The organism is Robertmurraya korlensis (genome assembly GCF_023715225.1).
Classification (GTDB): domain Bacteria; phylum Bacillota; class Bacilli; order Bacillales; family Cytobacillaceae; genus Robertmurraya_A.
Genome location: NZ_JAMBNS010000019.1, coordinates 1 through 25,325, shown reverse-complemented (window position 1 = coordinate 25,325; position 25,325 = coordinate 1). Strand labels below are relative to the sequence as shown.

Genomic DNA, 25,325 nt, shown 5'->3' with positions numbered 1-25,325 from the left:
TAAGGAAGAGCGATTGCTCACACAATTACATATATGATAATTACCTGCCATCTGTGATTTTTATCATATGGAAAATGTTCAATTTCTTTTAATATAGTAACTATAATGGTAAGTACTTTATCATTCCCTTCAAAAAATAATTGTTATTCCATCATAGTCGATAAACCCCATCGTTTACATATGCAAAGACACAAAAATGAAGATTCCGTAAGCAACCCATACCTCAAATGTTACCAATATTGAAAACGCATACAAAATTATATTATTCACATAAAATATTAATTAATTTGTTTGTACTATGCTCGTAAACCGATACATATATCGTTATTACGAAGCTTTGCAAAATATATATAGGTGATTTAGCCATTAGTGATTAAGGAGGGGGATTTTTATGCACATTGTAGTATGTGTCAAGCAGGTACCTGACACAAAGATCATTAAGATTAATCCTAAGACAAATACGCTTGATCGTCGAAGTGCACCAGCTATTTTGAATCCTTATGATGCACATGCTGTTCAAGAAGCCGTTCGGATGAAGCGTCTCATCAAAGATGTATATATTTCTGTTTTATCTATGGGTCCACCACAAGCAAATGCGATTATTAAAAAAAGCGTAGAAATTGGTGCTGAAGAGGGTTATTTAATTTCTGACCGTGCCTTTGCTGGCGCAGATACATTAGCAACCAGCTATGCATTATCAAAGGCTTTAGATAAAATCGCCAGTATTAGACCAATTGATATGATTCTTTGTGGAAAGCATGCAATTGATGGAGATACCGGGCAAGTGGGACCTGGAATTGCAAGAAGATTAGATATTCCTCCAGTTACGAACGTGATCGAAGTGACAGAGCTTGATGAAAAGGAGCAAACCGTAGTTGTTAAGAGAAAGCTGTCAGGTGGTTACCAATTGCTCCAAATCCAAGTGCCATGTTTATTGACTGTCGAAAAAGAAATCAATGAGATTGAATATTCCCCTCTTCCTAATATGTTAAAAGCTGCAAGGTACGAGCCAATTGTTTGGACAGTCAACGATTTAGAAGACGTGGACCGTACACAGCTTGGACTCAAGGGATCACCTACCATCGTTGGTAAAATGTTTACTCCACCGAAGCATGAAGGTGGGAAGCGTTTAGAGGGCTCATCAGATGAACAAGTAAGAGAGCTGATCAAATGCTTACTTGAAGAGAAAAAAGAGCTTTTTTATGTGAAGTGATACACATTAATAATCGATGATGGGGGTGCTAGGAATGAGTAAAGAATACCGTGGTGTGTGGGTATTCATAGAACAAAATGAAGGCGAGATTGAAGGTGTTTCGCTAGAATTGCTTGGAGCTGGAAGGAAATTAGCTGATAAGCTAAGTGTTTCACTTGGGGGAGTTTTGCTAGGTAAAGATGTTAAAGCCCTATGTAACCAAGTCATCTCATACGGGGCGGATGAAGTATATGTGATTGATCATCCAGTATTAGAGGATTACCGAACAGAATCATATATGAAGGGCGTGGTACTCCTCGCCGAAAAATACAGTCCTGAAATATTTTTATACGGAGCCACGCCAAATGGAAAGGACCTTGCAAGTGCAGTTGCAACCGATTTAAGTACGGGTTTGACTGCAGATACAACCATGCTTGATGTGGATCTTGAAAAAAGATTATTGGAGGCAAGTAGACCAGCCTTTGGTGGAAACATTATGGCAACGATATTGTGTAAAAAGCATCGCCCCCAAATGGCAACGGTTCGACCGAAAGTAATGAAAGCTCTTGAACCAGATAAAGAACGACAGGGAGTGATCATTGAAGAAAATATTGAATTGCATGAAGAAGATATGAGAACTAAAGTGCTCAAAGTGGTGAAGGATGTTTCAAAAAGAGCCAATCTTGCGGATGCACATATCATTGTTTGTGGTGGAAAAGGATTAGGAGATCAACAAAATTTCTCACTAATATATGAGCTCGCAGAAGTGATTGGTGCAAGTGTAGGTGGTACGAGGGATGTAGTAGAAGCAGGATGGCTCCCACATGAGTTACAAATTGGCCAAACGGGTGAAACAGTAACACCTAAAATATATTTCGCCGTTGGTATATCAGGTGCTATTCAGCACGTAGTCGGTATGAAGAATTCAGAAATAATAATCGCTATTAACAAAGATGCAAGTGCACCTATTTTTGATGTCGCAACGTATGGAATTGTTGGGGATGCTTTGGAAATTCTCCCGAAACTCATCCAACAATTTAAAGAAATACGTACAGAAAAGGGTGGTGAAATCAGTTATGCCTGAAAAATTTGACGTCATTGTTGTTGGTGCTGGACCTGCAGGAACTTCCTGTGCCTATACATGTGCCAAGAATGGCTTAAAGGTGCTCCAACTTGAGCGAGGGGAGTATCCGGGTAGTAAAAATGTAATGGGTGGCGTACTATACAGGAAACAAATGGAGGAGATCATTCCTGAGTTCTGGAAGGAAGCACCATTAGAAAGACCTGTTATTGAACAACGCTTTTGGATGATGGATAAGGAGTCTACCGTTTCCTTTGGCTACAAAGGGTTAGAGTGGGGAATGGAGCCCTATAATAATTTTACCGTATTAAGAGCTCCGTTTGATCAATGGTTTGCAGCAAAAGGGGTGGAACAAGGGGTACTACTCATCAATGAAACGGTAGCCAATGAGTGTATAGTAGAAAATGGTAAGGTGGTGGGTGTTCGAACCGATCGTCCTGATGGAGATGTGTACGCGGATGTAGTTGTCTTGGCTGATGGTGTAAACTCTCTGTTAGGAAAGCAACTTGGGTTTCATAAAGAATTTCGACCTGATGAAGTCGCACTAACGGTAATGGAGGTGATTAATCTATCAAAAGAGAAGATTAACGACCGCTTTAACCTCGAGGATAACCAAGGTTGTACAATAGAAATCTTTGGTGATTCAACAAAGGGAAATCTCGGTACAGCGTTTATTTATACCAATAAGGAAAGCATCAACATCGGTGTAGGTACGACCCTATCCAGCATGATAAAAGCAAAACTCAAACCTTATGATTTATTAGATTATTTGAAAAATCATTCCATGGTAAAGCCACTCCTAGCCGGTGGGGAGTCTGCCGAGTATTTGGCACATTTAATTCCTGAAGGAGGATACCACTCTGTACCAAAGGTGGCAGGCAATGGTGTAGTGGTAGTGGGAGATGCGGCACAATTAGTAAATGCTATCCATCGAGAGGGCTCTAATATGGCCATGTCATCAGGGAAAATGGCTGCTGAAGCCATTATTCGTGCAAAGGAAAGAAATGATTTTAGCGTGGCAAGCTTAAATTCTTACCGTGAAGCTTTATACAATAGCTTTATTATGAAGGACTTAGAAAAATATAAAGACGCTGCCCATACATTTGAGCATCACCCACAGTATTTCAGAGAGTATATTCCAATGATGAACCAGGCAATGAGCAAGTTCTTTACGGTAGACGGAACACCAAAGCGTGAAAAACAAAAACAAATCATGAGAAGTGTAACTGGGGCAAAAGGAACGTTCAAGGTCATTCAAGATGTCTATCGTGCTTGGAAGGCGGTGAAATAATGTCAACGAAAACAATCGAGGAAAAACAGTACTTATTGCGTTTTAAGTGTGACACGAAATCTCATCTAACAGTACTTGACCACGATATTTGTATGACTAAATGTCCTGATAAAATCTGTACCGTATTCTGTCCAGCAGAAGTATACAAGTGGGAAGGTACGAGAATGCAGGTGGGATACGAGGGCTGCCACGAGTGTGGAAGCTGTAGAATTGGTTGTCCATATCAAAATATTAAATGGGAATATCCGAAAGGCGGCCATGGAATTGTGTTTCGATTAGCGTAATGGTGAATAAATAGTTGGCGGAGACACCTTCATTAGATATGAGAGGTGTCTTTGTTATTTCAGGATCTTATGTATAAATTGTGAATTGTTAAAAGATTTAGATAATATAGTTGAAAACGAACGAGCGTTCCGTTACTATTAAAATAGGTACTATTAATAGATAGGAGGAGACAGTATGGATCGAACATCGTATTTAGCTGGGATACTCTACTATTTGACAAGTGATGTACAAGTTCAGGAGGCAGCCATTGATATATTAAATGGAGAATTAACAGTGAAAGAGGCGGGGGCTCGTCCTACTTTGCATCCTTTTATTTTACAGGCGAAAAAGCGGCTAAAGGAACTTGAAAAGAACAAAACCGATAAGCAACATTTAGAAATTGTTCAGTTTGTTGAAAACTACTTATATAGCTATCAATTATAGATTTACCTCAACATCTTCGATAAACCTCTATGAATTCCATCCTATTTTATGTTATGTATAAATTTTCACATAGTAGCCTAAAAAGGAAAAGCCAAAAGTAATAATAATAATCTCTGTTTAGCTGATTCTTACTCTAACCGTGTATTTCATCATCTCGTCGTTAAGTCCACTAATCATTAGATCCTTAGCTGTATTACAAGCCTGATCAAAGCAGGAATAACTTTCCGTACAATAGTGTGGCTGGCTTAACTCAAAGTTCCCGTGAATGTCTGCTAGGTAAACAAGAACATTCCAAACATAAAAATCTTCTGCTCCGTTTTTAGGATGACCATCTAATGCGACTAGCCAGTGTACAGAAGCCTCAGACATGAATCGACTTCCTTTTAGCATGGACTGGTCATTCTCGCCAATTCGAATAAATGCGGTTGGGTAAAATTCTTGTAGATTACATTGATACATTTTAACCCCTCCTAACTTCTCATGTTTACAAAAGAAATTTTCTATATTTTTATTATATGAGCTTTTATTAAAAATTACCTCCAGAATTATTAAAATTTTTAGAATTTTAAAAGCATTTACATTAATCTGTTACTGTGATACACATCACAACAGAATAGCACGTACTTTCTTATAATCATAGTAACAATATGATTATAAGGAGAAATGAACTATGCAAGGTTGTATGAGCTCAATGATGGATAGAAATGTAGAATTATGCGAGGGATTACAGCAATTAAAAAATGAGCATCCTCCACTGCTTTTAATGCTTGATGAACTCCTTGACACTTGTCAGCAAATAGAAAGTGTTAAAACTACAAGGGAAACGATGTTTCAGGAATTAATTCAAAAGGTACAAGCTTTTTTTCATGAATTAGAGCCCCATTCAGAAAGGGAAGAGGGCGTGCTATTCTCCATGATGGAAAAGTATATTGGCAGGGAAAGTGGACCTATTGCAGTAATGGAATACGAGCATGATCAGGCAAAAGGCTTTATCGGGACATTCTTAAAGGCAGCGCACTCTAATGACGCTATTACGGATGAAGAAATACTGGAACTTGCTGGACTTATAAAAAATGCGTATTTCACGCTTGTTGATCACTTTGCTAAGGAAGAAAATGTGCTATTCCCTATGGCACAAAACTTTTTTACAGAAGAAGAAAAGCAGGAATTAAAGGAAAGAATTAATCAATAAATGGAAGAGGGTGCACCTCTTCCATTTATTTGTATAGATCTGCGATTTGTTTGTCTGAGGGAAGGAGCAATGTTAGAAACCCTAGTAATGGGAGAAAACCGGTTGAAATAATCGTTAGGGGTAATCCAATCGTATCTGCTAGTATACCTAAAAACACAGATCCTAGAGCACCCATTCCAAAAGCCAATCCTACTGTCAAACCAGCCATTGTCCCTATCTTACCCGGAACGAGTTCTTGGGCATAAACAACGGTAACTGAGAAACTAGACATAAGTATGAAGCCCGCTATTCCAAGTAAAATTACCGAGAAATAATGAGGCACAAAAGGAAGCAAAATGGTGATTGGAGCAGAACCAATCATGGATAGCAGGATGATGGTTTTTTTTCCAAACCTGTCAGCTAGAGGTCCACCGAAAAATGTACCTAATGCACCTGCAACAAGAAAAACAAATAAATAAAGCTGAGCTTGCTGTATGGAAAAGCTATACTTGTCAATCGCATAAAACGCATAGTAATTTGTAATTCCTGAGATATACCATGAACGAGCGAAGATTAAGAACAAGATCACAAGCAAATAGAACCGAATTTGACGTTGAAATGAAAATGATGCTGGAGCTAAAGTCTGCTTTTGTTTTGATTTCCGACTATCAATCTTGAGTTTGTTCGCGTACCAAAAAGCAATATAAATAAGCAGTCCTACTGCAACAGCTGCGACAATCGTAAACCAGCCTGCGCCTCTTTGGCCAAAAGGAACGAGTATGAGTGCAGTAATTAATGGAGCTAGTGCTTGCCCGGAATTTCCACCAACTTGATAAATGGACTGTGCAAGCCCTCTTCTAGGTCCAGCAGCCATATAGGCAACCCTTGAACCTTCTGGATGAAATACGGCGGACCCTAATCCAATAAAGACCACTGAAATAACTATAAGTAAGAAACTAGGGGCAAAGGCAAGCCCTAGAACTCCCATTAAAGTAAACGTTAAACCGATGGGTAAAGCAAATGGCATGGGTTTACGGTCTGTAATTATTCCAACAAAGGGTTGCATGATAGAGGATACGATATTTAAAGAAAATCCAATGATTCCTAATTGAGTGAAGCTTAGTCCCATTGATTGTTCAAGTATAGGGAACATGGCGGGTACAACCGCCTGAATCGAATCGTTTAACAGGTGACATAATGCGATAATGAATAAGATTTTATACGTTGTTGCACTGTCAGGTTTTTTAAATTCTTGAACAGTAGCAGTTTGTGCCATAATAAAAAGATCTCCTTTGATTGTTGAAGAATGGTATAAAGATATCTTACTAAATTTCCAGTGATTAAGAAATGGTTTATTTCGTGAGGCGAAGTATGTGATAGAGCAGTAGATAAGTTTTTTTTCAAATGGTCTATGAATGGGAAGTGACTTATGGAGAATCAAAGAGCCAATAGTATCCGTAAAAAAATAGAGAGCCAAAAAAGCTCTCTATTTTCTCATTAGTGGAAATGTTACAGTCACAGTTGTGCCTTTGTTCTCGATACTCGAAATTTTAATTTCACCATGAAACGATTGGACGATTCTTTTACAAACTACAAGCCCTAAGCCAGTACCTGAGGCCTTTGATGTATAAAAAGGGTGAAAAATCTTTTCAAGCTCTTCTTTTCCGATCCCAACTCCCGTATCAGATATCGTAAGTACACATTTTTCCCTTTCTTTCGAAATACGGATGTCAAGTGCGCCACCTAAAGACATGGATTCAAATGCATTTCTCGTAATATTTAAGATGACTTGCTTCATTTGATCCTTTGTACACAGGAGGACAACCGGTTCTTCAGGGAATGTATACTGACATATCACATTGCATAAGTTTGCTTCAGAAGAAATAAGTGGTTGTAGCTCTTGGATGATCATTTTTAAATCAATTGGCTCATTTTTCATGGCTGTCGGTTTTCCGAGAATTAGAAACTCGCTCACAATTTGGTTAATACGCTTAATTTCGTTATTGATAACCGAAAAATAGAATTGATCTTCTTCATCTTTATATTTTTCACTTAGTAATTGGACAAGTCCGTTAATTCCAGTCAATGGATTACGTATTTCATGTGCAGTTCCAGCAGCTAATGTTCCAACCAACTCGAGTTTTTGTGCCTCATTTTGATTTCTTTCCTTAATTGATTGTCGCTTTAGTAAAATATACTTAACTAACAGAAACAGGATATGCGTCAAAATAAAGAACAACGTAATCGTTCCCACTAAATGGGAGATATTTGTCCGTGCCGCTTCTTCATCTACCTGTACTTTAATGGTCCAAGGGAGCTGATTCATTGGCGTTGATACCCAATGTCCACCTTGCTTGTATAAATGTTCGGAATCGAAATCAATGATCACCTCATCTTCCTGATTAAGGATCACTATTGGTGTCTCGGGTGTTAGTATTTTCATTATGTTTTGAACATGATCAACTCGAAGCAGTGCAAGAGTGATAAATGTTAGTTGATCTTGTTCATCCAAAACAGGCGATGCAAGTCCAATTACTTTTTGATTATTTTTTAATGTATTCACCTGAGCAGATATAATAATATCCTTTGTACGAATAACTTCCTGAATATACGAGTGTTTGTAGAGATTATCGTCTAATAGATTGTTAGAGCCGACAATCATTCGCCCTTCTTCGTTCAATAAAAACAACCCACTGTATCTAGGATCTGTCTGAAACGCTTTTTGTAGTAATGGGGCCATTTTGTCTGGGCTGTTAACGTATATCTCTGACGTAAGGGACAGAGTTTGAATAGAAGTGACTGTTTCACTAATAAATTGATCCCAATGAGATTTATGAATAGAAGCAACCCATTCAGCATGTTGAACCTGCTCTAAAAGATTTTTTTCTTTTTCAATCTGTGAAAATATATAACTGCCGCCTAGTGTTGGTAGTACTACGATGAGGCTATATAAAAGTAGGTTTAAGAAGTGTCTTTTCATGTAATTACTCCAAACACGTAATGTTTTTTATAGCTTTGCTTATTATATCACTATATAAGTAAGCTTTTTATAGGAATTATGGATTAGATGGATATTTGACAGAACAAAGCTAGTTTTTCTATAATAGTCTTAATTAAAAATATGTTATAAAAAAAGGTAAATATATTGGATCTTAAAGGAATGAGACTCATGGAAGCTGAAATCAGTCAATCTTTAAAACTTTTTATTGTACTATCAAGAGCATATCGCTCAGTCAATGAAAATGTTAATAAACTTATTCAAACATATGGACTAAATCCAACAGAATTTGCTGTTCTTGAACTTTTATACCACAAAGGAGATCAGCCTTTACAGCAAATAGGAGAAAAAATCCTTCTAGCGAGTGGAAGTATTACGTACGTGGTTGACAAGCTGGAACAAAAGGCATTACTTGCTAGAGTAGCTTGTCCGAGTGATCGAAGAGTAACATATGCTCAAATCACAGAGCAAGGAAGGGCGTTTATCGAGGATATTTTTCCAGACCATGCACAGAAAATACATGAATTAATGAAAGAGCTTACAGCTGCTGAAAAAGATCAAGCAACAGAACTTCTTAAAAAATTAGGATTATCTATTGAGAATAAGTAATATTAGTATGCAAGGTATCTACTGGGGTACCTTGTTTTTTTTGTGCTTCTCAGCCGCCTGAGTTATAATAAAAGAGAGTTTTTTTCGAAATTTTTAAATAAAGGGGGATTCACTTTGCAATTTGAACAGTATACATATGAGAGACCAAATTTTGAGGTTGTTGAAAAGCAATTTTTAGATGCCTTAGAGGTTTTTTCAAAAGCAGCCTCTGCAAATGAGCAAAATGAGGCGATGAAAGATATAAATAAAATACGTAATGATTTAGGCACGATGTTTAACCTCGTATATATTCGCCATTCAATCGATACGAATGATGAATTTTATAAAGCGGAGCAGGATTATATAGATGAAATTCAACCAAGTGTTGAAGGATTAGTTACTAAATATTACGAAGCGCTTGTAAACTCACCTTTTAAGCTCGAGCTAGAAGAAAAGTGGGGAAAACAGCTTTTTGCCTTAGCAGAAGCACAGTTAAAGGTTTTTTCTCCTGAGATCATTCCTTTGCTTCAACAAGAAAATAAACTTACCACTGAATATACAAAACTCCTTGCTGCTGCGAAAATTCCTTTTGAGGGAGAAGAACGAACATTAGCTCAAATGGAACCGTTTACAGAGTCAAAGGATCGAGATATGAGAAAAAAGGCAAGTGAAGCACGTTTTAATTATTTTTCAGAAAACGAAAGTGAGTTAGATCGTATTTATGATGACTTGGTCAAGGTGCGTACAGAGATTTCTCAAAAACTTGGCTATAAAAACTTCGTTGAACTAGCTTATTACCGTATGTATCGTACCGATTATAACGCAGAAATGGTCGCAGGGTTTAGAAAACAAGTGGAAGACTATATTGTGCCGATTGCCACAAAACTAAAGGAACGACAAAGACAAAGAATTAATGTTGATACACTCAAGTATTATGACGAGAACTTCAAGTTTAAGTCAGGGAATGCGGTACCGAAGGGTGATCCTGAATGGATTATCCAAAATGGACAAAAGATGTATGATGAACTCTCAAAGGAAACAGGCGAGTTCTTTCATTATATGGTAGAAAATCATTTAATGGACTTGGTGGCCAAGAAAGGAAAAGCTGGCGGCGGATATTGTACATATATTGAAAACTACAAGTCTCCATTTATTTTTTCAAATTTTAATGGTACATCAGGGGATATCGATGTTTTAACACATGAGGCGGGGCACGCATTCCAGGTTTACTCAAGCAGTCATTTTGAGATTCCAGAATACAATTGGCCTACATATGAGGCAGCTGAAATACATTCAATGAGTATGGAATTTTTCACATGGCCATGGATGGAGCTATTTTTTAAGGAAGATACGGATAAATATAAATTTGCTCATTTAAGCTCTGCTCTTTTATTCCTTCCATATGGGGTAAGTGTGGACGAATTTCAGCATTGGGTGTATGAACATCCTACTGCTACACCAAAGGAAAGAAAGTTAGCTTGGCGTGAGATTGAAAAGAAATACATGCCTCACAAAGATTACGACGGAAATGAATATTTAGAAGGTGGCGGCTTCTGGCAGCGTCAAGGTCATATTTACACGACTCCTTTCTATTATATTGATTACACATTGGCACAAATTTGTGCATTCCAATTCTGGAAACGATCTGGTGAGGATCATAAAAATGCATGGAATGATTATCTACATCTTTGTACTTTAGGGGGTAGCATGCCATTTACTGAGCTTGTAAAAGCAGCAAATTTAATTTCACCTTTTGAAGATGGATGTGTACAATCTGTTGTAGGCGAAATTGAGGCTTGGTTAAACTCCATCGAAGATCAAAAGTTATAAGAAAAAGAGCGAAGCCAATGATTCATGTGCTTCGCTCTTTCAATTTCTATGCTTTCTTAATCATAATTGTGTCGTCCTCAACAACCGCAATTAACTCCTTACAATCAGGATCATTTATAATAAAGTCCGAAATTTGATCTTCAATCTGGTCTTGAATCACTCTTCTTAATGGACGTGCTCCAAATGAAGGGGAGTATCCTAATATAGCAAGCTTTCTTCTCACATCTTCAGTTACTGTCACTGTCATCTGTTGCTCTTTAAGCGTAGTATTTAAGTCATTGATCATAATATCAACAATTTTGAGTAAATCATCTTCTTTTAATGTTGAGAACTCGATGATTGCATCAAAACGATTGAGGAATTCCGGCTTAAAGTATGATCCTAGTGTGGCTAATAAATTGCTTTCGTTTTCAAGATGATCCTTTCCAAAGCCAACCTTCACCGTTTTATGACCGACACCTGCATTGGAAGTCATAATAATGACCGATTCTTTAAAGTTAACTGTTCTTCCTTGACTGTCCGTTAATCTACCATCTTCAAGGATTTGAAGGAACATATTTAGAACGTCTGGATGAGCTTTTTCAATCTCATCTAGCAAAATAATACTATAAGGATTCCGTCTTACTTGTTCTGTTAACTGTCCTGATTCCTCATGTCCAACATAACCAGGAGGAGAACCAATTAATTTAGAAACACTATGCTTTTCCATGTATTCACTCATATCTAAGCGAATCATAGAGTTTTTTGAACCAAATAGTTCATCGGCTAATGACTTGGAAAGTTCTGTTTTCCCCACACCCGTTGGACCAACAAATAGGAAAGATCCAATAGGGCGACCTTTTGCTTTTAATCCAGCTCGACTTCGGCGAATGGCTTTAACTACTTTTTTCACAGCTTCATGCTGTCCAATTACCTTATTGGATAGATGGACTTCAAGTTTTTGTAGCTTTTCTTGTTCTGATTGCTCAAGCTTACCTACAGGAATTCTTGTTTTCTTTTCAATTAATTCATGAATATGCTCGACTTTTACAATTGGTATATGGTCAAGTTCACTATGAGAAAGTTTCTGTTCAAGTTCTTTCTCTTCTTCACGTAGCTTAGCAGCGAGTTCGTACTTTTCTACTTTTAAAGCTTTTTCTTTTTCTTTAGCGATTTCCTTTAAGCGATTTTCGATACCTTCCGTATTAGAATAATTAGCGCTTAAATTTAATTTTGAACCAGCTTCATCGAGTAAATCAATCGCTTTATCAGGAAGAAAACGATCTTGAATATATCGATGTGATAAATTCACACAGGCTTCGATCGCCTCATCTGTGTAGATAACCTCATGATAATCCTCGTATTTACTTTTCAGACCTTTAAGAATTTCAATCGCTTCAGTAATCGTTGGTTCTAGTACTTGAACAGGTTGGAAGCGTCTCTCAAGGGCGGAATCTTTCTCAATTTTTCTATATTCTTTTAAAGTCGTTGCACCAATAAGTTGAAGTTCTCCTCGTGCTAATGCTGGCTTCAAAATATTACTAGCATCCATCGAGCCTTCTGCACTCCCAGCACCAACTAACTGGTGAATTTCGTCGATAAATAGAATAATATTTTTCTTTTGCTGAAGCTCGTGCACAATTTGTTTCATTCTTTCTTCAAACTGGCCACGAATACCTGTGTTCGATACTAATGAAGCCACATCCAAAAGATACACTTGGCTATTTTTTAATTTGTTTGGTACACTTCCTTCAGCAATTTTTACTGCTAAATGCTCAGCAATCGCTGTTTTTCCAACACCAGGTTCACCAATTAAAACAGGATTATTTTTATTTCTTCTATTTAATATTTCAATGACACGGTTAACCTCTTCATCACGTCCAATGACTGGATCAATTAGACCAGCTTGTGCCAATGTGGTTAAGTTTCTTCCATATTGATCAATAAAGCCTCCATTCCCATTACTTTTCTGCGGAGCCTCCATACTACTTTGCTGTTTACCTTTTTGATTCATATTCATTGGTTGAAAGAATGATTCGAAAGGGGAAAAGGATTGAAAATCAGATAGGTTTGGTCCAAAAGTCGATAACATCTTTTCACGCTCCTTCTGGAAGCAGCTTTGACAAAGATGTAGTTGATTTTCATTCCCATTAATAGTCATTCTTACAGCAATAGATGCTTCTGTTTTTTGACATGTTTGACAAAGCATACATTTTTCCTCCCTTTTTTATATTTTGACTTTGACTAACTTTGACCTTTTTGTATTTCAATTATACTTTGACCTATTTTGACTTTCAAGTATTTTGATTTAATTTTTTATTGTAAGATTATTCCACGGATGGATGATATTCTTATCTTCCTGAAAAAGCTCGTCATTGTTTGTCCTTCTTTTAAATATAAATAAAAGGAAGGGGGAGATGGAGTGAAAAAGAAATGGGGGGCAGCGTTTCAGCTCGCTGCAGTTTACGTAGGAACTGTGGTAGGTGCTGGATTTGCCACAGGCAAGGAAATCGTAGAGTTTTTCTCCCGATTTGGTTTTATTGGGCTAATAGGGATTTTAATGAGTGGTTATATTTTTATCTTTTTAGGCTCTAAGCTTATGCGACTTGCTGCAAGAATGCGAGCAAAATCGTATCAGGAATTAAATACGTTCTTATTCGGCCCTTATTTAGGAGGGGCTATAAATATTTTAATGTTATTCATGTTACTTGGAGTTAGTGCTGTAATGCTAAGCGGTGCAGGAGCCGTTTTTCAGGAGCAGCTGGGTCTTTCAAGAAGCTTAGGAATTATGCTAACGATCGCCCTTTCATTTATCGTTATGATTGTTGGAACAAAAGGTTTATTTGCCGTTAACACTTTTGTGGTACCTATGATGATCTGTTTTAGTTTTCTGTTATTTATAGTTACTATTCAGCAACCTAATTTTCTTGAACAACTCTTGTTTATTCCTCCGGCTGATGATGGCTGGAAGTCTGTTGTTAACCCGTTTTCTTATACGGCCTTTAATATTGGGCTTGCACAAGCGGTGCTTGTCCCTGTTGCAGCAGAAATAGAGGATGAAGATACGGTTAAGTGGGGGGGGATTATCGGAGGTGCAGCGTTAACGGTTATTCTTCTCTCTAGTCATGCGACATTAATCATGCTTCCTAATTTAGAAATATACGAGATTCCAATGGCTGCTATTATGAAGAATCTAGCGTATGGTTTTTATTGGATTTATGTACTTATTATATACGGAGAGATTTTTACATCCGTCATTGGTAATGTATATGGTCTCGAAAAGCAACTCAATAATTACTTAAAGCTTCCAAGCATTGTGTGGGTATGTATCATTTTTATCATTTCATACTTAGGTAGTTTTGTAAATTATGGAACATTACTTTCGTACCTATACCCTATATTTGGTTATGTAACGATCATTTTTATTGTTCTATTGTGGATGAAGCCTCTTGATTCTGTAAAAAAATAAGACTCGGGAAAAATCCCCGAGTCTTATTTCGATTCGTTAACGATCGTTTCTGCCATTTTAATAAAAGAGTCACGATGATCGGCTGATTCTTTGGTAAATAATGTGAGTTTGATTACTCCTTCATTATTGTTTACTAGGTAAGAAGTAATAACTTCCCCGTTTATCTTTGCTTCATATATCTTACTATTTGTAAAAAAGTCAAGTTTCGGTGGTGTCACTTCATTTACTTCATCAGCAACAGCCTGCAATTGTTCTACAGCTGTCTGTTCAGTAGCATTCCAGTCAACATCCTCAGACAAGAGTTCAATTCTCATAAAAATTTCACCATTGTTTGTGAGCATGACAACATCTTTATCTGGTTCCTCTGCAGTTAGTTCATACTCTGGGAGGATATACATGGAATAACCTTGATTATCACTATGTTTTAAAAATGCTGTTTCTTCTTTTGTTTCTCCATTTAATGTGAAAGATAATTTATTTTCAAGAAGACGAATCATTGTATCTGATGGATCCGTTTCTTCATTACTCTCCTCTTGAAGTGATTCTTCCTCTGATTCTACGTTCTCCTGTTCAGGGGTTGTCCCATTTTGTGCTTCTTCTAGGCTTGTTTCTCCCGTTCCACACGCTGTTAATACCGCAGCAAGTATGCCAATTGTTATATACAAATTCATAAATTTCAATTACATATCCTCCTAGTCGTCTATTGAGTCTCATAATAATAGACGGAGATGGTACAGAAAGGTTACAAGACAACTACCTTAAAGGAAATAAGACTAACAAAAATAAATCAAAGACGAGATGTGAAACAATTAGTAAAGGAATGCTCTTCTTCCAAACATAGAGGCTTGACCAAACGAGTCCAGCCACAATCGAAGCAAGAATCAGGTGACTTGAATCCGAGTATATGTTAACAGAAGTATATAATAATGTTGATAACAGAATACTTGGTAGAATTTTTATCCGACCAAGAAGTCGTTTTAAAATAAATCCTCTCCAAAAGATTTCTTCCCCTGGAATTATGATAAGAAATAAGATGATGTACTGCCATATTTGAGTAGGTGCCATTTGTTTATACAACTTTGTGACCGATCCCTTTAACGGAAGATCCATCATATGTAATAAGATATTACCTAGGTAAAATAAGACATACAAACTTACACCTGAAATTACACCATACATAATATAAAATTTAAATGGTTGTTGATCATCCATTTCCTCTTGAAGAATGGAATAAGTAATTAGAAACAGCATGGAAGCTGTGAATAGGTACCAAAATACACTTTTCTCTTGAAAAGTAATAAATAATAATACGTGAGCAAGTAATATACCGAAAATCATTCTTACATCCATTTGTTTCTGAAGCATTTATTGACTCCTCTCAAAAGCATGGTCTTCCATTAGTTTATAAAAAAGAAGAAACCTCCTAGATAAGAGGTTTCCCCATATTATAACCTATTTTTATTTTCGAGACAAAAAGCACACTACTAAACATGTAGAATGCGCTTCCATAAGTTCGTTTTTAAAATGAAGATTCTTTAATAACTTTATAGTTTTTATGATTTACAACCGTTCTTTGGTCTAATTCAAGATCTCGATAATTATCCATATAAGTAAGGTCAACAATTACTGAATTTTCATTTACTTTTTCAACAATTCCTTGTAACCCGTCTCTAAATTCGATCACGTTCCCCACTTCAGCTCTTTTCAATGTCGCTCTCTCCTTTTCTTTCCAGATGACGATATTATAAACATTTTGCACTACTTTTTCCTGTACGTAAAGAATTTTTTGTAAATTTTAATAATTATTTAATATTGTTATAGTTTTTAAGAGAATGAACAGTCGATTTTGAAACCCTTTATCTTTTTTATATAATAAGTGTAGAGGGAGGGATTCATTATGGAAAAAGACCTGATTTTAGAAATGATCGAAAAATTAAGAAGTGGACAAATAAATGAGTGGTATGTACATAAAGAAGTATTCCTTGATGTAAGGTCTATAGTTGTTGCATTGGAGGATTTTAAACATTTTAGAGGAATTGCCCAAAGAAGTGGAGATGTGATTTATCAGTATTTACAAGAACCTAGAAGCTAGGGTAGGAGGAAAAAATATGTACAGTGACAAAACTGTCATTATTACAGGCGGTGCCAGAGGGATTGGAGCCGGAATAGCTCATGCTTTTTATGAAGCTGGAGCAAAGGTAGTTATTGCTGATTACCATGCAGAGAATGGAAAGCAAGCAGAGAAGAAATATGACTGTGAGAGAGTAAGTTTTTTTGAAACAGATGTATCAAACGAGCAATCAGTTATCGCTTTAGTTACCTACGTAATGGAAAAATTCGGTCGAGTCGACATCCTGATTAATAATGCCGGTATTTCCTCTTTCTCAAATTTCTACGAAATGACCGTGGAGGAGTGGGATCGAGTACTAAATACCAATTTAAAGGGTGTTTTTCTCTGTTCGAGGGAGGTAGCTAAGGTGATGGAAGAAGGGGGAGCAATCGTAAATATTTCCTCCACTAGGGCCTTTATGTCTGAACCGAATTCGGAAGCATATGCAGCATCAAAAGGTGGGATTATAGCATTAACTCATGCATTAGCGGCTACATTATCTGAAAAGAAAGTGAGAGTCAATTGCATAAGTCCAGGTTGGATTGAAACGAATAATTATGAAGAACTTCGTGAGAGCGACCATTTACAGCATTTTTCCAAAAGGGTTGGAAAGTCAAGTGACATTGCACGAGGTTGTTTATACTTATGTGACCCAAATAATGATTTCATTAATGGTACAAATATTACCATTGATGGAGGAATGACGAAAAAGATGATTTACGAAGAGTAAGTAAAAAGCTACCTCCAGTTAGGTAGCTTTTAGTCTGGACTTTTTGATTCGTTGTAGATCATTTTTGTATAAATTTTAAGGACATTGACGATTTCTTTCTTTGTTTCCTTGTCATCTAAACCAGTAAATCCGTATACGCACATTTTGCCAGCGATCTTTTTCCATTTTGGCTTTCCTAGAACTCGAATTAATTGGTCAGCTAATAAAAAGGAAATCTCTAGCAAAAAATCATTTTGTTCAATGGGTAAGTTAATTGGTGATTTGAATTTTATCCCATTTGGGCTAATATCTATAATATAAGCAATAGCGGATTTAACATCCCCTTGCATTCCATTTATGCTTACAATCTTGAATGTTCCATGAATAGGCTGTTGAAATTGAAATCGAAAGGCCTCTTGTCTTTTATAAATCACGCATATCACCTTGTAAGAAAATGTAACAAATTAACTATTACTAAAATCATACATTTTCCATTTATTGATTACAAGTATTTTATTTTCATTGTTTACATTAAAAACTCACTTTATTGGTTAATATTTACCATTCTAACTCATGTTGGAAAAATTCAGTATAATGAGTAAAAATGTAAGCGGTTAAATAAAAAAACTGTGAAAATTCCTCTACATTTGTGGCTTTTTCATTGTATACAAGCTAAGGAAATGCTATTCTTTTTTTTGAGATGTCGATTGTCTGATGACCCTATGAACTTTAGTCGGCGTTAGCTATATTTAATGAATAAAAAGGACAATGGAAAAAATACTAAAGTATGCTATATATTTTTCAATGTCTGAATGAATAGGTAAAGTGAAGGAATTAGGCAATTAACGAGAAACATCTTAGCAAATATATGTATAGGAAAAAGGAGTTTGATTAACCATGGCAGAAAAACAATTTAAAATTATAGCTGAAACAGGAATTCACGCTCGTCCTGCAACATTACTAGTACAAGCAGCTAGCAAGTTCGATTCTGATATTAACCTTGAGTACAAAGGGAAAAAAGTAAACCTTAAGTCAATCATGGGTGTTATGTCCCTAGGAGTTGGACAAGGAGCTGACATTACTATTTCTGCAGTAGGTGGAGATGAGCAAGAAGCTCTAGCTAGTCTTGAAGAAACTTTGAAAAAAGAAGGTTTAGCATAAAAATGAACTTTTTAAATGGAATTGCTGCATCTAGCGGAATCGCAATCGCAAAAGCATACCGTTTGGTAGAACCTGATTTAACCTTTACAAAAAAGTCAATCGACAACGAGACAGTTGAAATTGATCGTTTCCGTGCGGCATTAAATCAATCAAAGGTTGAACTTGAAGGTATTAGAGACAAGGCAAAAGTAGAATTAGGTGCTGATAAAGCAGCTATTTTTGAAGCGCATTTGCTCGTACTAAGTGATCCAGAGCTTGTTTCTCCAATCGAAGATAAAGTTAAAACTGATAAAGTAAATGCTGAATTTGCTTTAAAAGAAACAGCTGATATGTTTGTAGCGATGTTTGAGTCAATGGACAATGAATATATGAAGGAAAGAGCTGCTGATATTCGCGATGTTACAAAACGCGTTCTTTCTCATTTACTAGGTGTACAAATTGTTAACCCTAGTATGATTTCAGAAGAAGTAATTATCGTTGCTGAAGATCTAACACCATCAGACACAGCACAACTAAACCGTCAATTTGTGAAAGGCTTTACAACGGACATCGGTGGTAGAACCTCTCACTCTGCCATTATGGCTCGCTCAATGGAAATTCCAGCAGTTGTAGGTACAAAGACAGCAACGGAAGAAATTCAAAACGGCGATCTTGTAATCGTAGATGGACTAAATGGACAAGTCTATATTAATCCAACTGCTGAGGAAGTTGAACGTTTCAAGTCTGAGCATGCTGCTTTTGAAGCTCAAAAAGCTGAGTGGGCAAAGCTTGTTAACGAGCAAACGGTTACCTCTGATGGTCACCATGTGGAGCTTGCTGCAAATATCGGAACACCTAAGGATCTAAAAGGTGTTATTAATAATGGTGGTGAAGGTGTAGGTCTTTACCGTACTGAATTCCTTTACATGGGTCGTGACCAGCTTCCAACAGAAGAGGAGCAGTTTGAATCTTACAAAGCTGTTCTAGAAGGCATGGATGGAAAGCCAGTTGTTGTGCGTACATTAGACATTGGTGGAGACAAAGAGCTTCCTTACTTAAACTTACCGAAGGAAATGAATCCTTTCTTAGGATTCCGTGCAATTCGTTTATGTCTTGAAGAACAAGATATGTTCCGTACACAACTTCGTGCACTTCTTCGTGCAAGTGTATATGGAAACTTAAAAATTATGTTCCCAATGATTGCAACACTTTCTGAATTCCGTCAAGGAAAAGCTATCCTTGAAGAAGAGCGTCAAAAGCTTCAAGCTGAAGGAGTAGCTGTTTCTGAGAAAATTGAACTAGGAATCATGGTAGAAATCCCTTCTACTGCTGTTATTGCTGATCAATTTGCTAAAGAAGTTGATTTCTTCAGTATTGGAACAAATGACTTGATTCAATACACAATGGCTGCAGACCGTATGAACGAGAGAGTATCTTACTTGTATCAGCCTTACAATCCAGCGATTTTACGTTTAGTAAAAATGGTTATTGACGCTGCACACAAAGAAGGCAAGTGGGCTGGAATGTGTGGAGAAATGGCGGGCGACGAGCAAGCGATCCCTGTTCTTCTTGGTTTAGGTTTAGATGAGTTCTCTATGAGTGCAACTTCTATCCTTAAAGCACGCTCTCAAATCCGTAACTTGTCAAAAGCAGATATGGAAGCATTAGCTTCAGAAGTGCTTCAAATGAGCACAACAGAAGAAGTGTTAGAAGCAGTTGCTAAAGCAACTCAACGCTAATAAAGAAGCCCAACTGATTTTAATCAGTTGGGTCTTTTTGATAAGAAAGGATTTTGCCATTCCATCAGAAGTCCGTAATTTAACGAATGTTCATCCTTTAAATAATCCTCTACAGCTACGACAGGAGTTCTCCCGCATCTCAATAAAAAAGTGATAACAGGATCTTGTAATTCTCCTAGTATTAACTTCTCAACATACTCCTCTACCGAAAGTTGATCCGCATGCTTATGATATCCAGGCATGCGTCCTCCTCCAAGTAATCGGTCAAGCTTAAGTTGAACCACTGTTTCATACATGGACTGCATAAGCCATTTTCCTAATCCTAGTTTTCGATAAGGTGGTGAAATGCAGATATCCACTATGTACAAGGTATTACCATTTGCCACATGGTTAGTAATGTACCCGTTGTCAGTTGCTTCCTCCCAAGTATGACTTGGATGGTTTTTATCAAAGTTAGTAATTAATCCTGTGATCGAACCGCAAATAACACCTTCTACTTCTACACATAATGAACCTTCAGGGAACAATTCGACATGATTGTTTAACTGTTCTTCATTCCACCAAAGCTCAGAAGGAAATGGGGGAGGAAATGCCTCTTGTTGAATCCGTATTAGTTCTTGAAAATCGTCTTTTGTATACGTTCGGATAATCGCTTTTGTTGGTTTTGAGGAGTTAAACACATATAGTTCTTTATAATACATAATATTCCCCCTTCTTTTTCCTGATTGTAAAATGAATGGAGTTGTGTAGTCAAATATCATTGCATTGTAAACTTTTCTAATTGTTTGTTTATACTTTACATTTCTAGGCAAAGGTAAGTGGTAAAGGAGGACGATCATGAAGAAAGCATTTTTCGTATTATGTTGTTCACTTATTCTAGTAGGTTGTGCAGGTAATCAAAAACAATCGTTTATTAATCAGTATGCAGATGTTTTACTTACAAAAAATAATGAACTTCAGTTCCGATTTAAATTTAATGAACGATTATTTTCTGAAGAAGATATGTACAAAGTAAAAGTCTTAATTGAAAATAAAGAGTTAGCGAAAGCGTTAGGGACAGCAGAAATTTATTATGGTGAGCAATATGTTCATGATGGAAAACTACTACATGTAGGAAATCAGGAGGAAATTTATCTGTCAATGGATCCGATTCCTTTGCAGATCGATTTACATACATTCGTTTTAGAAGAGATGATTCAGCAAGAAAATGCGGTCAAGGTACAGATTTTTAACGAAGATGATATGATCATTTCAGGTTATGTTCAGAACTTTCAATCTCAGCTATAGTCATTTCTTTGAACAAATTGGTAATAAGTGATAAAATACTACTTATTTCTAGCGGGGAGAAGTGAGTATGAAACTGAAGGCAAATAGCATAATCGGATTTATTGGATTAGGGGTTATGGGGAAAAGTATGGCGAGAAATCTAGTAAAAGAAGGCTACAAGGTCATTGCCTATACCCGTACAAAAGAAAAAGCACAAGATATTTTAGATGAAGGTGTCGCTTGGATTGAAACACCAGAGGCTATTACTGAAAAGGCTGATATCATCATAACAATGGTTGGATATCCATCTGATGTTGAACAAATTTATCTCGGAGAAAATGGAATTGTACATACAGCGAAATCAGGTTCTTTTTTTATAGATATGACGACTTCTACACCTACATTGGCTAAAAAAATATATAACGAGGCTAAGAAAAAGGGAATCTATTCAGTTGACGCTCCCGTTTCAGGTGGAGATATTGGAGCGAGAGAAGGCAAGCTTTCCATAATGGTTGGTGGAGACGAAGAGGTTTTTGATGCATTACAACCTATTTTTCAGGTATTAGGAAGCAATATTGTGTATCAAGGAAGTGCTGGAGCTGGTCAGCATACGAAAATGTGTAACCAGATTGCCATTGCATCTAATATGCTTGGTGTCTGTGAGGCGGTTGTATACGCAGAAAAGGCAGGGCTTGACCCGACAACCGTACTTAAAAGTATTTCATCGGGAGCAGCGGGGAGCTGGTCTCTTTCGAATCTTGCGCCAAGGATTATTGGAGGGGATTTTTCTCCAGGTTTTTATATTAAACACTTTATTAAAGATATGAAAATTGCTTTAGATGAGGCAGAACAAATGGGAATGATAACTCCTGGATTATCACTTGCAAAATCGATATACGAACAATTGGCAGAACAAGGCGAAGAAAATAGTGGTACACAGGCACTATATAAATACTGGAAATAAATGAAACCCAAGCTCGTAAAGGAGCTTGGGTTTCATTTTTATGACTGATGATCTTTTAAAAATGCCTCCAGCCTATCTAATCCCTCAGCAAGAACTTTCATAGAATAAGCAAACGAGATACGTATATATCCTTCACCAAGTGGAGAAAATGCACTTCCAGGTACGACAGCTATTCCTCGTTTTTCTACTAATTGTAGGGCAAAGTCAAACGAATTGGTAAACGGTTCTGGTAGTTTTACAAAGAAATAAAAGGCTCCATCTGGTTTCACAACGGACAGATTCATGTTGGTTAATCTGTCGTAAACATATTCTCTTCGTTCCAAATAGGCTTGTCTCATTTCAACTGCATCGTTTATGCCTGCAGTAAGTGCTTCTAGGGCAGCCATTTGTGAAACAGAAGAAGCACAAGAAACATTATATTGGTGAACCTTCAATATATGTTCAGTTATTGAACTAGGAGCAAAAATCATACCAATTCTCCAACCGGTCATCGAATGTGATTTGGAAAGACCATTGATGACGATTGTTTTTTCTTTTAGAATCGTACCAATTGAGAAATGGTTATGGTCAAATACTAATTCACTGTATATTTCGTCAGCTAATACAAATATTTCTTTGTCTTTAAGCAATATCGCAATATCACTTAATTCTTCCTTTGTTAAACTCACTCCAGTAGGGTTGGAGGGATACGGTAAGACGATACAGCGCGTTTTATCAGTTATGTAATTACTAATAATATCAGCAGTCATTCGGAAGTTATTATCTCTCGTATCTGCATATACAGGCTTAGCCCCGCATAATTTGATTATTGGCTCATAACCAGGATAGACAGGTCCTGGTAAAATAACCTCCACACCTTCTTCTAATATGGTCCGAAACGTAATATCAATTGCCTCGCTAGCTCCCGACGTGATAATAACTTCATCGTTTGGATTGTAAGATAAACCGTATTTAGTTTGAACGAATTGAGCAGCTGCTGCACGCAGTTCAATGTAACCAGCATTATGAGTATATGTAGTGAAATTTTCATCAATTGCTCTTTTTCCTGCTTCTTTTACATGCTCTGGAGTAGGGAAGTCTGGTTGGCCCAGAGTTAGTGAAATCATATCCTTTGTGCCAGCAACCATATTAAAAAACTTACGAATTCCTGATATTTCAATGTTTTTTACTTTTGAATTAACCAAATGTTCCAAGTGATCACTCTCCTATTCGTTTATTTTATCATGTGAAGGTTTGAGAGTGAAAAAATCTCTTAATTTTCATATTAATAATAGCTTCCTATGAGGTATTATGTAAGTATTGGAAAAATTGTTTTTTAGGAGGAAAAGGGTTTGAATAAAGTAGAAATTTCTCAAGCTTATGAAAGTTTAAATCAATGGATTCAATCATTAACTAATGTAGAAGAACAAAAGTGGTTTGCACCCATAGATGAAGGGAAATGGTCAATGGCAGCAGTTATTTCTCACCTGTTATTCTGGGACCGCTTTTCACTCGAGGAAAGATTTCCTTTCATGAAGGAAGCGGCAAGTTTGCCACCATTTCCTGATTTTCAAACGGTAAATGACAAGGCACGTGAATATGCGGAGAGTGGAATAACAAAAAACGAATTGGTGCAAGAATTAATTCACACTAGAATGGAGCTTCTCTCACTTTTAAGTTCCTATAGTGAAGAAGAACTAGATACTTCATTTTCTATTGGTGATCATCAGTTCACGATACGTGAATATTTTGTAGATTTCATTCAGCATGACTATCATCATAAAAATCAAATAGAAGTGTTACTTTCATAGTCTACTAGTTGTCTAAAGATGGTAGAAAAGTCACATATTTTATGTGAAAGTTGACTGTTAATTAGACCATTTCGTGGTATAGTATTTGTATGCTAACACAGATTTTATGCTAGCCAAAAGGGGTCGAACCGTTAATGGATAATAAAAAAGGAATTTTGTTAGAAAGTGGAACAAATGAACTAGAGATCGTTGAATTTAGTATTGGAAAAAATAAATTTGGTATCAATGTTATAAAGGTAAAAGAAATAATAAATCCCGTTCAAGTTACTCAAGTACCTCATTCTCACCCACATGTAGAGGGAATCATTGAGCTTAGAGGGGAAGTACTACCGGTTGTGAATGTGGCAAATGCATTAGGATTTCCTCCTTCACAGTCTCCCGAACAAGATAAGTTTATAGTAGCAGAATTTAACAAACAAAAGATTGTCTTTCATGTTCATACCGTTACACAAATTCACCGTATTTCTTGGGACCAAATTGAAAAGCCTTCAGAAATGTATCAAGGGCCAGAGAGTCAAATAATTGGTGTTGTAAAGCTTCATGGTGAAATGATCTTGCTACTTGATTTTGAAAAGATTGTAGTTGAGATTAACCCAGAAACAGGGATTAATGTTCAGCAAGTTAAAAAGCTTGGCCAAAGAGAAAGATCCACGAAGAAATTAGTGGTTGCAGAGGATTCACCTTTATTAAGAAAGCTTCTTCATGACACATTAAATGAAGCTGGGTTTACCAATATTGAGTTTTTTGAAAATGGAAAAGATGCCCTTCAATATTTAGAAGCGATCATTTCTCAAGGGAAAAACATTACAGATGAAGTTCAGCTGGTTATCACTGATATTGAAATGCCTCAAATGGATGGACATCATTTTACAAGAAGAATAAAAGAAAATAGTCAAACAGCAAAATTACCAGTTATTATTTTCTCTTCGTTAATTACCGATGACCTTCGTCATAAAGGACAAATGGTTGGTGCAAATGCACAAGTTAGTAAACCTGAAATAGCTGAATTAGTTCAATTGATTGATGAGAATATATTATAGCGTAAAGGGTGTTCCTAAGAATTTTGAACTGAGCCCCATTTTACGGACAGTTTAAAAAAAGGTGCTTAAGCTGCTAATAGATGACTCCGGTATTGTACCGGGGTCATCTTCTTTAAGCCCCACTGATAACGAAGATTGTTATATTCCTCAATAACCCGATTAACTTCTGCACTTACTTCCGCTAGATTCTCACAGGACTTATACTCGGCGAGATCTTTAAAATGCCCAAAGAACCCTTCCATTGGGGCGTTGTCCCAACA

The 25,325-nt window shown here is 36.7% G+C and carries 28 protein-coding genes; 17 read left to right on the top strand and 11 right to left on the bottom strand.

From position 1 onward, the window contains the following. Window positions 1–391: 391 nt before the first annotated feature. The 5 genes from M3175_RS22825 (at window position 392) to M3175_RS22805 (ending at window position 4,272) form a co-directional block, all read left to right on the top strand. A complete protein-coding gene (locus tag M3175_RS22825) occupies window positions 392–1,213 on the top strand; it encodes an electron transfer flavoprotein subunit beta/FixA family protein (RefSeq protein ID WP_251523885.1) in 822 nt (273 codons plus the stop codon). Between the two features lie 34 nt (window positions 1,214–1,247). Beyond that, complete coding sequence (locus M3175_RS22820) at window positions 1,248–2,276, top strand: electron transfer flavoprotein subunit alpha/FixB family protein (RefSeq protein WP_251523883.1); 1,029 nt, start codon at window positions 1,248–1,250, stop codon at window positions 2,274–2,276. Beyond that, complete coding sequence (locus M3175_RS22815) at window positions 2,269–3,564, top strand: FAD-dependent oxidoreductase (RefSeq protein ID WP_251523881.1); 1,296 nt, start codon at window positions 2,269–2,271, stop codon at window positions 3,562–3,564. Before M3175_RS22820 ends, M3175_RS22815 begins: the two co-directional genes overlap by 8 nt. After that, a complete protein-coding gene (locus M3175_RS22810; protein WP_160549486.1) occupies window positions 3,564–3,848 on the top strand; it encodes a ferredoxin family protein in 285 nt (94 codons plus the stop codon). Before M3175_RS22815 ends, M3175_RS22810 begins: the two co-directional genes overlap by 1 nt. A gap of 175 nt (window positions 3,849–4,023) precedes the next feature. Next, window positions 4,024–4,272, top strand: coding sequence for a DUF4315 family protein (locus M3175_RS22805; RefSeq protein WP_251523878.1), 249 nt, complete (start codon window positions 4,024–4,026; stop codon window positions 4,270–4,272). A 117-nt stretch (window positions 4,273–4,389) separates the two neighbouring features. On the opposite strand, the gene M3175_RS22800 is transcribed toward M3175_RS22805, so the two are convergent. Next, window positions 4,390–4,731 (bottom strand): SAM domain-containing protein, encoded by a 342-nt coding sequence (locus M3175_RS22800; RefSeq protein ID WP_251523876.1) that lies wholly within the window; start codon window positions 4,729–4,731, stop codon window positions 4,390–4,392. A gap of 211 nt (window positions 4,732–4,942) precedes the next feature. Here M3175_RS22800 and M3175_RS22795 point away from each other — a divergent pair, with 211 nt between their 5' ends. Next, window positions 4,943–5,464, top strand: coding sequence for a hemerythrin domain-containing protein (locus tag M3175_RS22795; protein ID WP_251523874.1), 522 nt, complete (start codon window positions 4,943–4,945; stop codon window positions 5,462–5,464). 25 nt (window positions 5,465–5,489) lie between these two features. Here the strand turns inward: M3175_RS22795 and M3175_RS22790 are convergent, their stop codons facing one another. After that, on the bottom strand, window positions 5,490–6,719 hold the full coding sequence (locus M3175_RS22790; protein WP_251523872.1) for an MFS transporter: 1,230 nt from the start codon (window positions 6,717–6,719) through the stop codon (window positions 5,490–5,492). Between the two features lie 210 nt (window positions 6,720–6,929). Further along, window positions 6,930–8,423 (bottom strand): ATP-binding protein, encoded by a 1,494-nt coding sequence (locus M3175_RS22785; RefSeq protein ID WP_251523870.1) that lies wholly within the window; start codon window positions 8,421–8,423, stop codon window positions 6,930–6,932. Between the two features lie 180 nt (window positions 8,424–8,603). On the opposite strand from M3175_RS22785, the gene M3175_RS22780 reads away from it, so the two are divergent. Continuing rightward, window positions 8,604–9,050: a MarR family winged helix-turn-helix transcriptional regulator gene (locus M3175_RS22780; RefSeq protein WP_285852425.1), complete on the top strand. Its 447-nt coding sequence runs from the start codon at window positions 8,604–8,606 to the stop codon at window positions 9,048–9,050. Window positions 9,051–9,164: 114 nt separating this feature from the next. Next, on the top strand, window positions 9,165–10,859 hold the full coding sequence (locus M3175_RS22775) for a M3 family oligoendopeptidase (RefSeq protein WP_251523869.1): 1,695 nt from the start codon (window positions 9,165–9,167) through the stop codon (window positions 10,857–10,859). A gap of 46 nt (window positions 10,860–10,905) precedes the next feature. Here M3175_RS22775 and M3175_RS22770 read toward each other — a convergent pair whose 3' ends face one another. After that, window positions 10,906–13,047: an ATP-dependent Clp protease ATP-binding subunit gene (locus tag M3175_RS22770; protein ID WP_251523868.1), complete on the bottom strand. Its 2,142-nt coding sequence runs from the start codon at window positions 13,045–13,047 to the stop codon at window positions 10,906–10,908. Window positions 13,048–13,260: 213 nt separating this feature from the next. Between M3175_RS22770 and M3175_RS22765 the strand changes: the two genes are divergently transcribed. After that, window positions 13,261–14,307 (top strand): YkvI family membrane protein, encoded by a 1,047-nt coding sequence (locus M3175_RS22765; RefSeq protein WP_251523866.1) that lies wholly within the window; start codon window positions 13,261–13,263, stop codon window positions 14,305–14,307. A 23-nt stretch (window positions 14,308–14,330) separates the two neighbouring features. Here M3175_RS22765 and M3175_RS22760 read toward each other — a convergent pair whose 3' ends face one another. From M3175_RS22760 to M3175_RS22750, 3 genes are all read right to left on the bottom strand, one after another. Further along, the gene (locus M3175_RS22760) at window positions 14,331–14,978 is read right to left on the bottom strand and encodes a DUF8580 domain-containing lipoprotein (protein ID WP_503328624.1); all 648 of its coding nucleotides are present in this window, start codon (window positions 14,976–14,978) and stop codon (window positions 14,331–14,333) included. 82 nt (window positions 14,979–15,060) lie between these two features. After that, window positions 15,061–15,672, bottom strand: coding sequence for a CPBP family intramembrane glutamic endopeptidase (locus M3175_RS22755; protein ID WP_251523862.1), 612 nt, complete (start codon window positions 15,670–15,672; stop codon window positions 15,061–15,063). Between the two features lie 154 nt (window positions 15,673–15,826). Further along, entirely contained in the window at window positions 15,827–16,015 is a 189-nt protein-coding gene (locus M3175_RS22750) for a YkvS family protein (protein ID WP_066058257.1), read from the bottom strand. A gap of 189 nt (window positions 16,016–16,204) precedes the next feature. Between M3175_RS22750 and ykzS the strand changes: the two genes are divergently transcribed. Together ykzS and M3175_RS22740 are read left to right on the top strand one after the other, a co-directional pair. Next, complete coding sequence (gene ykzS / locus M3175_RS22745) at window positions 16,205–16,399, top strand: protein YkzS (protein WP_251523854.1); 195 nt, start codon at window positions 16,205–16,207, stop codon at window positions 16,397–16,399. 16 nt (window positions 16,400–16,415) lie between these two features. Continuing rightward, entirely contained in the window at window positions 16,416–17,147 is a 732-nt protein-coding gene (locus M3175_RS22740) for an SDR family NAD(P)-dependent oxidoreductase (RefSeq protein WP_251523852.1), read from the top strand. 29 nt (window positions 17,148–17,176) lie between these two features. On the opposite strand, the gene M3175_RS22735 is transcribed toward M3175_RS22740, so the two are convergent. Then, window positions 17,177–17,560 (bottom strand): PilZ domain-containing protein, encoded by a 384-nt coding sequence (locus M3175_RS22735; RefSeq protein ID WP_251523844.1) that lies wholly within the window; start codon window positions 17,558–17,560, stop codon window positions 17,177–17,179. 463 nt (window positions 17,561–18,023) lie between these two features. Here M3175_RS22735 and M3175_RS22730 point away from each other — a divergent pair, with 463 nt between their 5' ends. Next, a complete protein-coding gene (locus tag M3175_RS22730; RefSeq protein ID WP_066058111.1) occupies window positions 18,024–18,287 on the top strand; it encodes a phosphocarrier protein HPr in 264 nt (87 codons plus the stop codon). 2 nt (window positions 18,288–18,289) lie between these two features. Continuing rightward, the gene (gene ptsP / locus M3175_RS22725) at window positions 18,290–20,005 is read left to right on the top strand and encodes a phosphoenolpyruvate--protein phosphotransferase (protein WP_251523842.1); all 1,716 of its coding nucleotides are present in this window, start codon (window positions 18,290–18,292) and stop codon (window positions 20,003–20,005) included. A gap of 23 nt (window positions 20,006–20,028) precedes the next feature. On the opposite strand, the gene M3175_RS22720 is transcribed toward ptsP, so the two are convergent. Next, a complete protein-coding gene (locus M3175_RS22720; RefSeq protein ID WP_251523840.1) occupies window positions 20,029–20,706 on the bottom strand; it encodes a GNAT family N-acetyltransferase in 678 nt (225 codons plus the stop codon). 136 nt (window positions 20,707–20,842) lie between these two features. On the opposite strand from M3175_RS22720, the gene M3175_RS22715 reads away from it, so the two are divergent. Both M3175_RS22715 and M3175_RS22710 read left to right on the top strand, forming a co-directional pair. Next, complete coding sequence (locus M3175_RS22715) at window positions 20,843–21,292, top strand: hypothetical protein (protein WP_251523838.1); 450 nt, start codon at window positions 20,843–20,845, stop codon at window positions 21,290–21,292. 67 nt (window positions 21,293–21,359) lie between these two features. Beyond that, window positions 21,360–22,235 (top strand): NAD(P)-dependent oxidoreductase, encoded by an 876-nt coding sequence (locus tag M3175_RS22710; RefSeq protein ID WP_251523836.1) that lies wholly within the window; start codon window positions 21,360–21,362, stop codon window positions 22,233–22,235. Between the two features lie 38 nt (window positions 22,236–22,273). On the opposite strand, the gene M3175_RS22705 is transcribed toward M3175_RS22710, so the two are convergent. Next, window positions 22,274–23,428 carry an aminotransferase A gene (locus M3175_RS22705; RefSeq protein ID WP_251523834.1) on the bottom strand — a complete coding sequence of 385 codons (1,155 nt, stop codon included), beginning with the start codon at window positions 23,426–23,428 and terminating at the stop codon, window positions 22,274–22,276. Between the two features lie 138 nt (window positions 23,429–23,566). Between M3175_RS22705 and M3175_RS22700 the strand changes: the two genes are divergently transcribed. Both M3175_RS22700 and M3175_RS22695 read left to right on the top strand, forming a co-directional pair. Further along, complete coding sequence (locus M3175_RS22700) at window positions 23,567–24,025, top strand: DinB family protein (protein ID WP_251523832.1); 459 nt, start codon at window positions 23,567–23,569, stop codon at window positions 24,023–24,025. A 134-nt stretch (window positions 24,026–24,159) separates the two neighbouring features. Beyond that, window positions 24,160–25,065 carry a chemotaxis protein gene (locus M3175_RS22695; RefSeq protein WP_251523830.1) on the top strand — a complete coding sequence of 302 codons (906 nt, stop codon included), beginning with the start codon at window positions 24,160–24,162 and terminating at the stop codon, window positions 25,063–25,065. A gap of 65 nt (window positions 25,066–25,130) precedes the next feature. On the opposite strand, the gene M3175_RS22690 is transcribed toward M3175_RS22695, so the two are convergent. Then, window positions 25,131–25,325, bottom strand: a 195-nt coding sequence (locus M3175_RS22690; protein WP_251523828.1) for an IS3 family transposase, incomplete at its 5' end; no start/stop codon positions are given.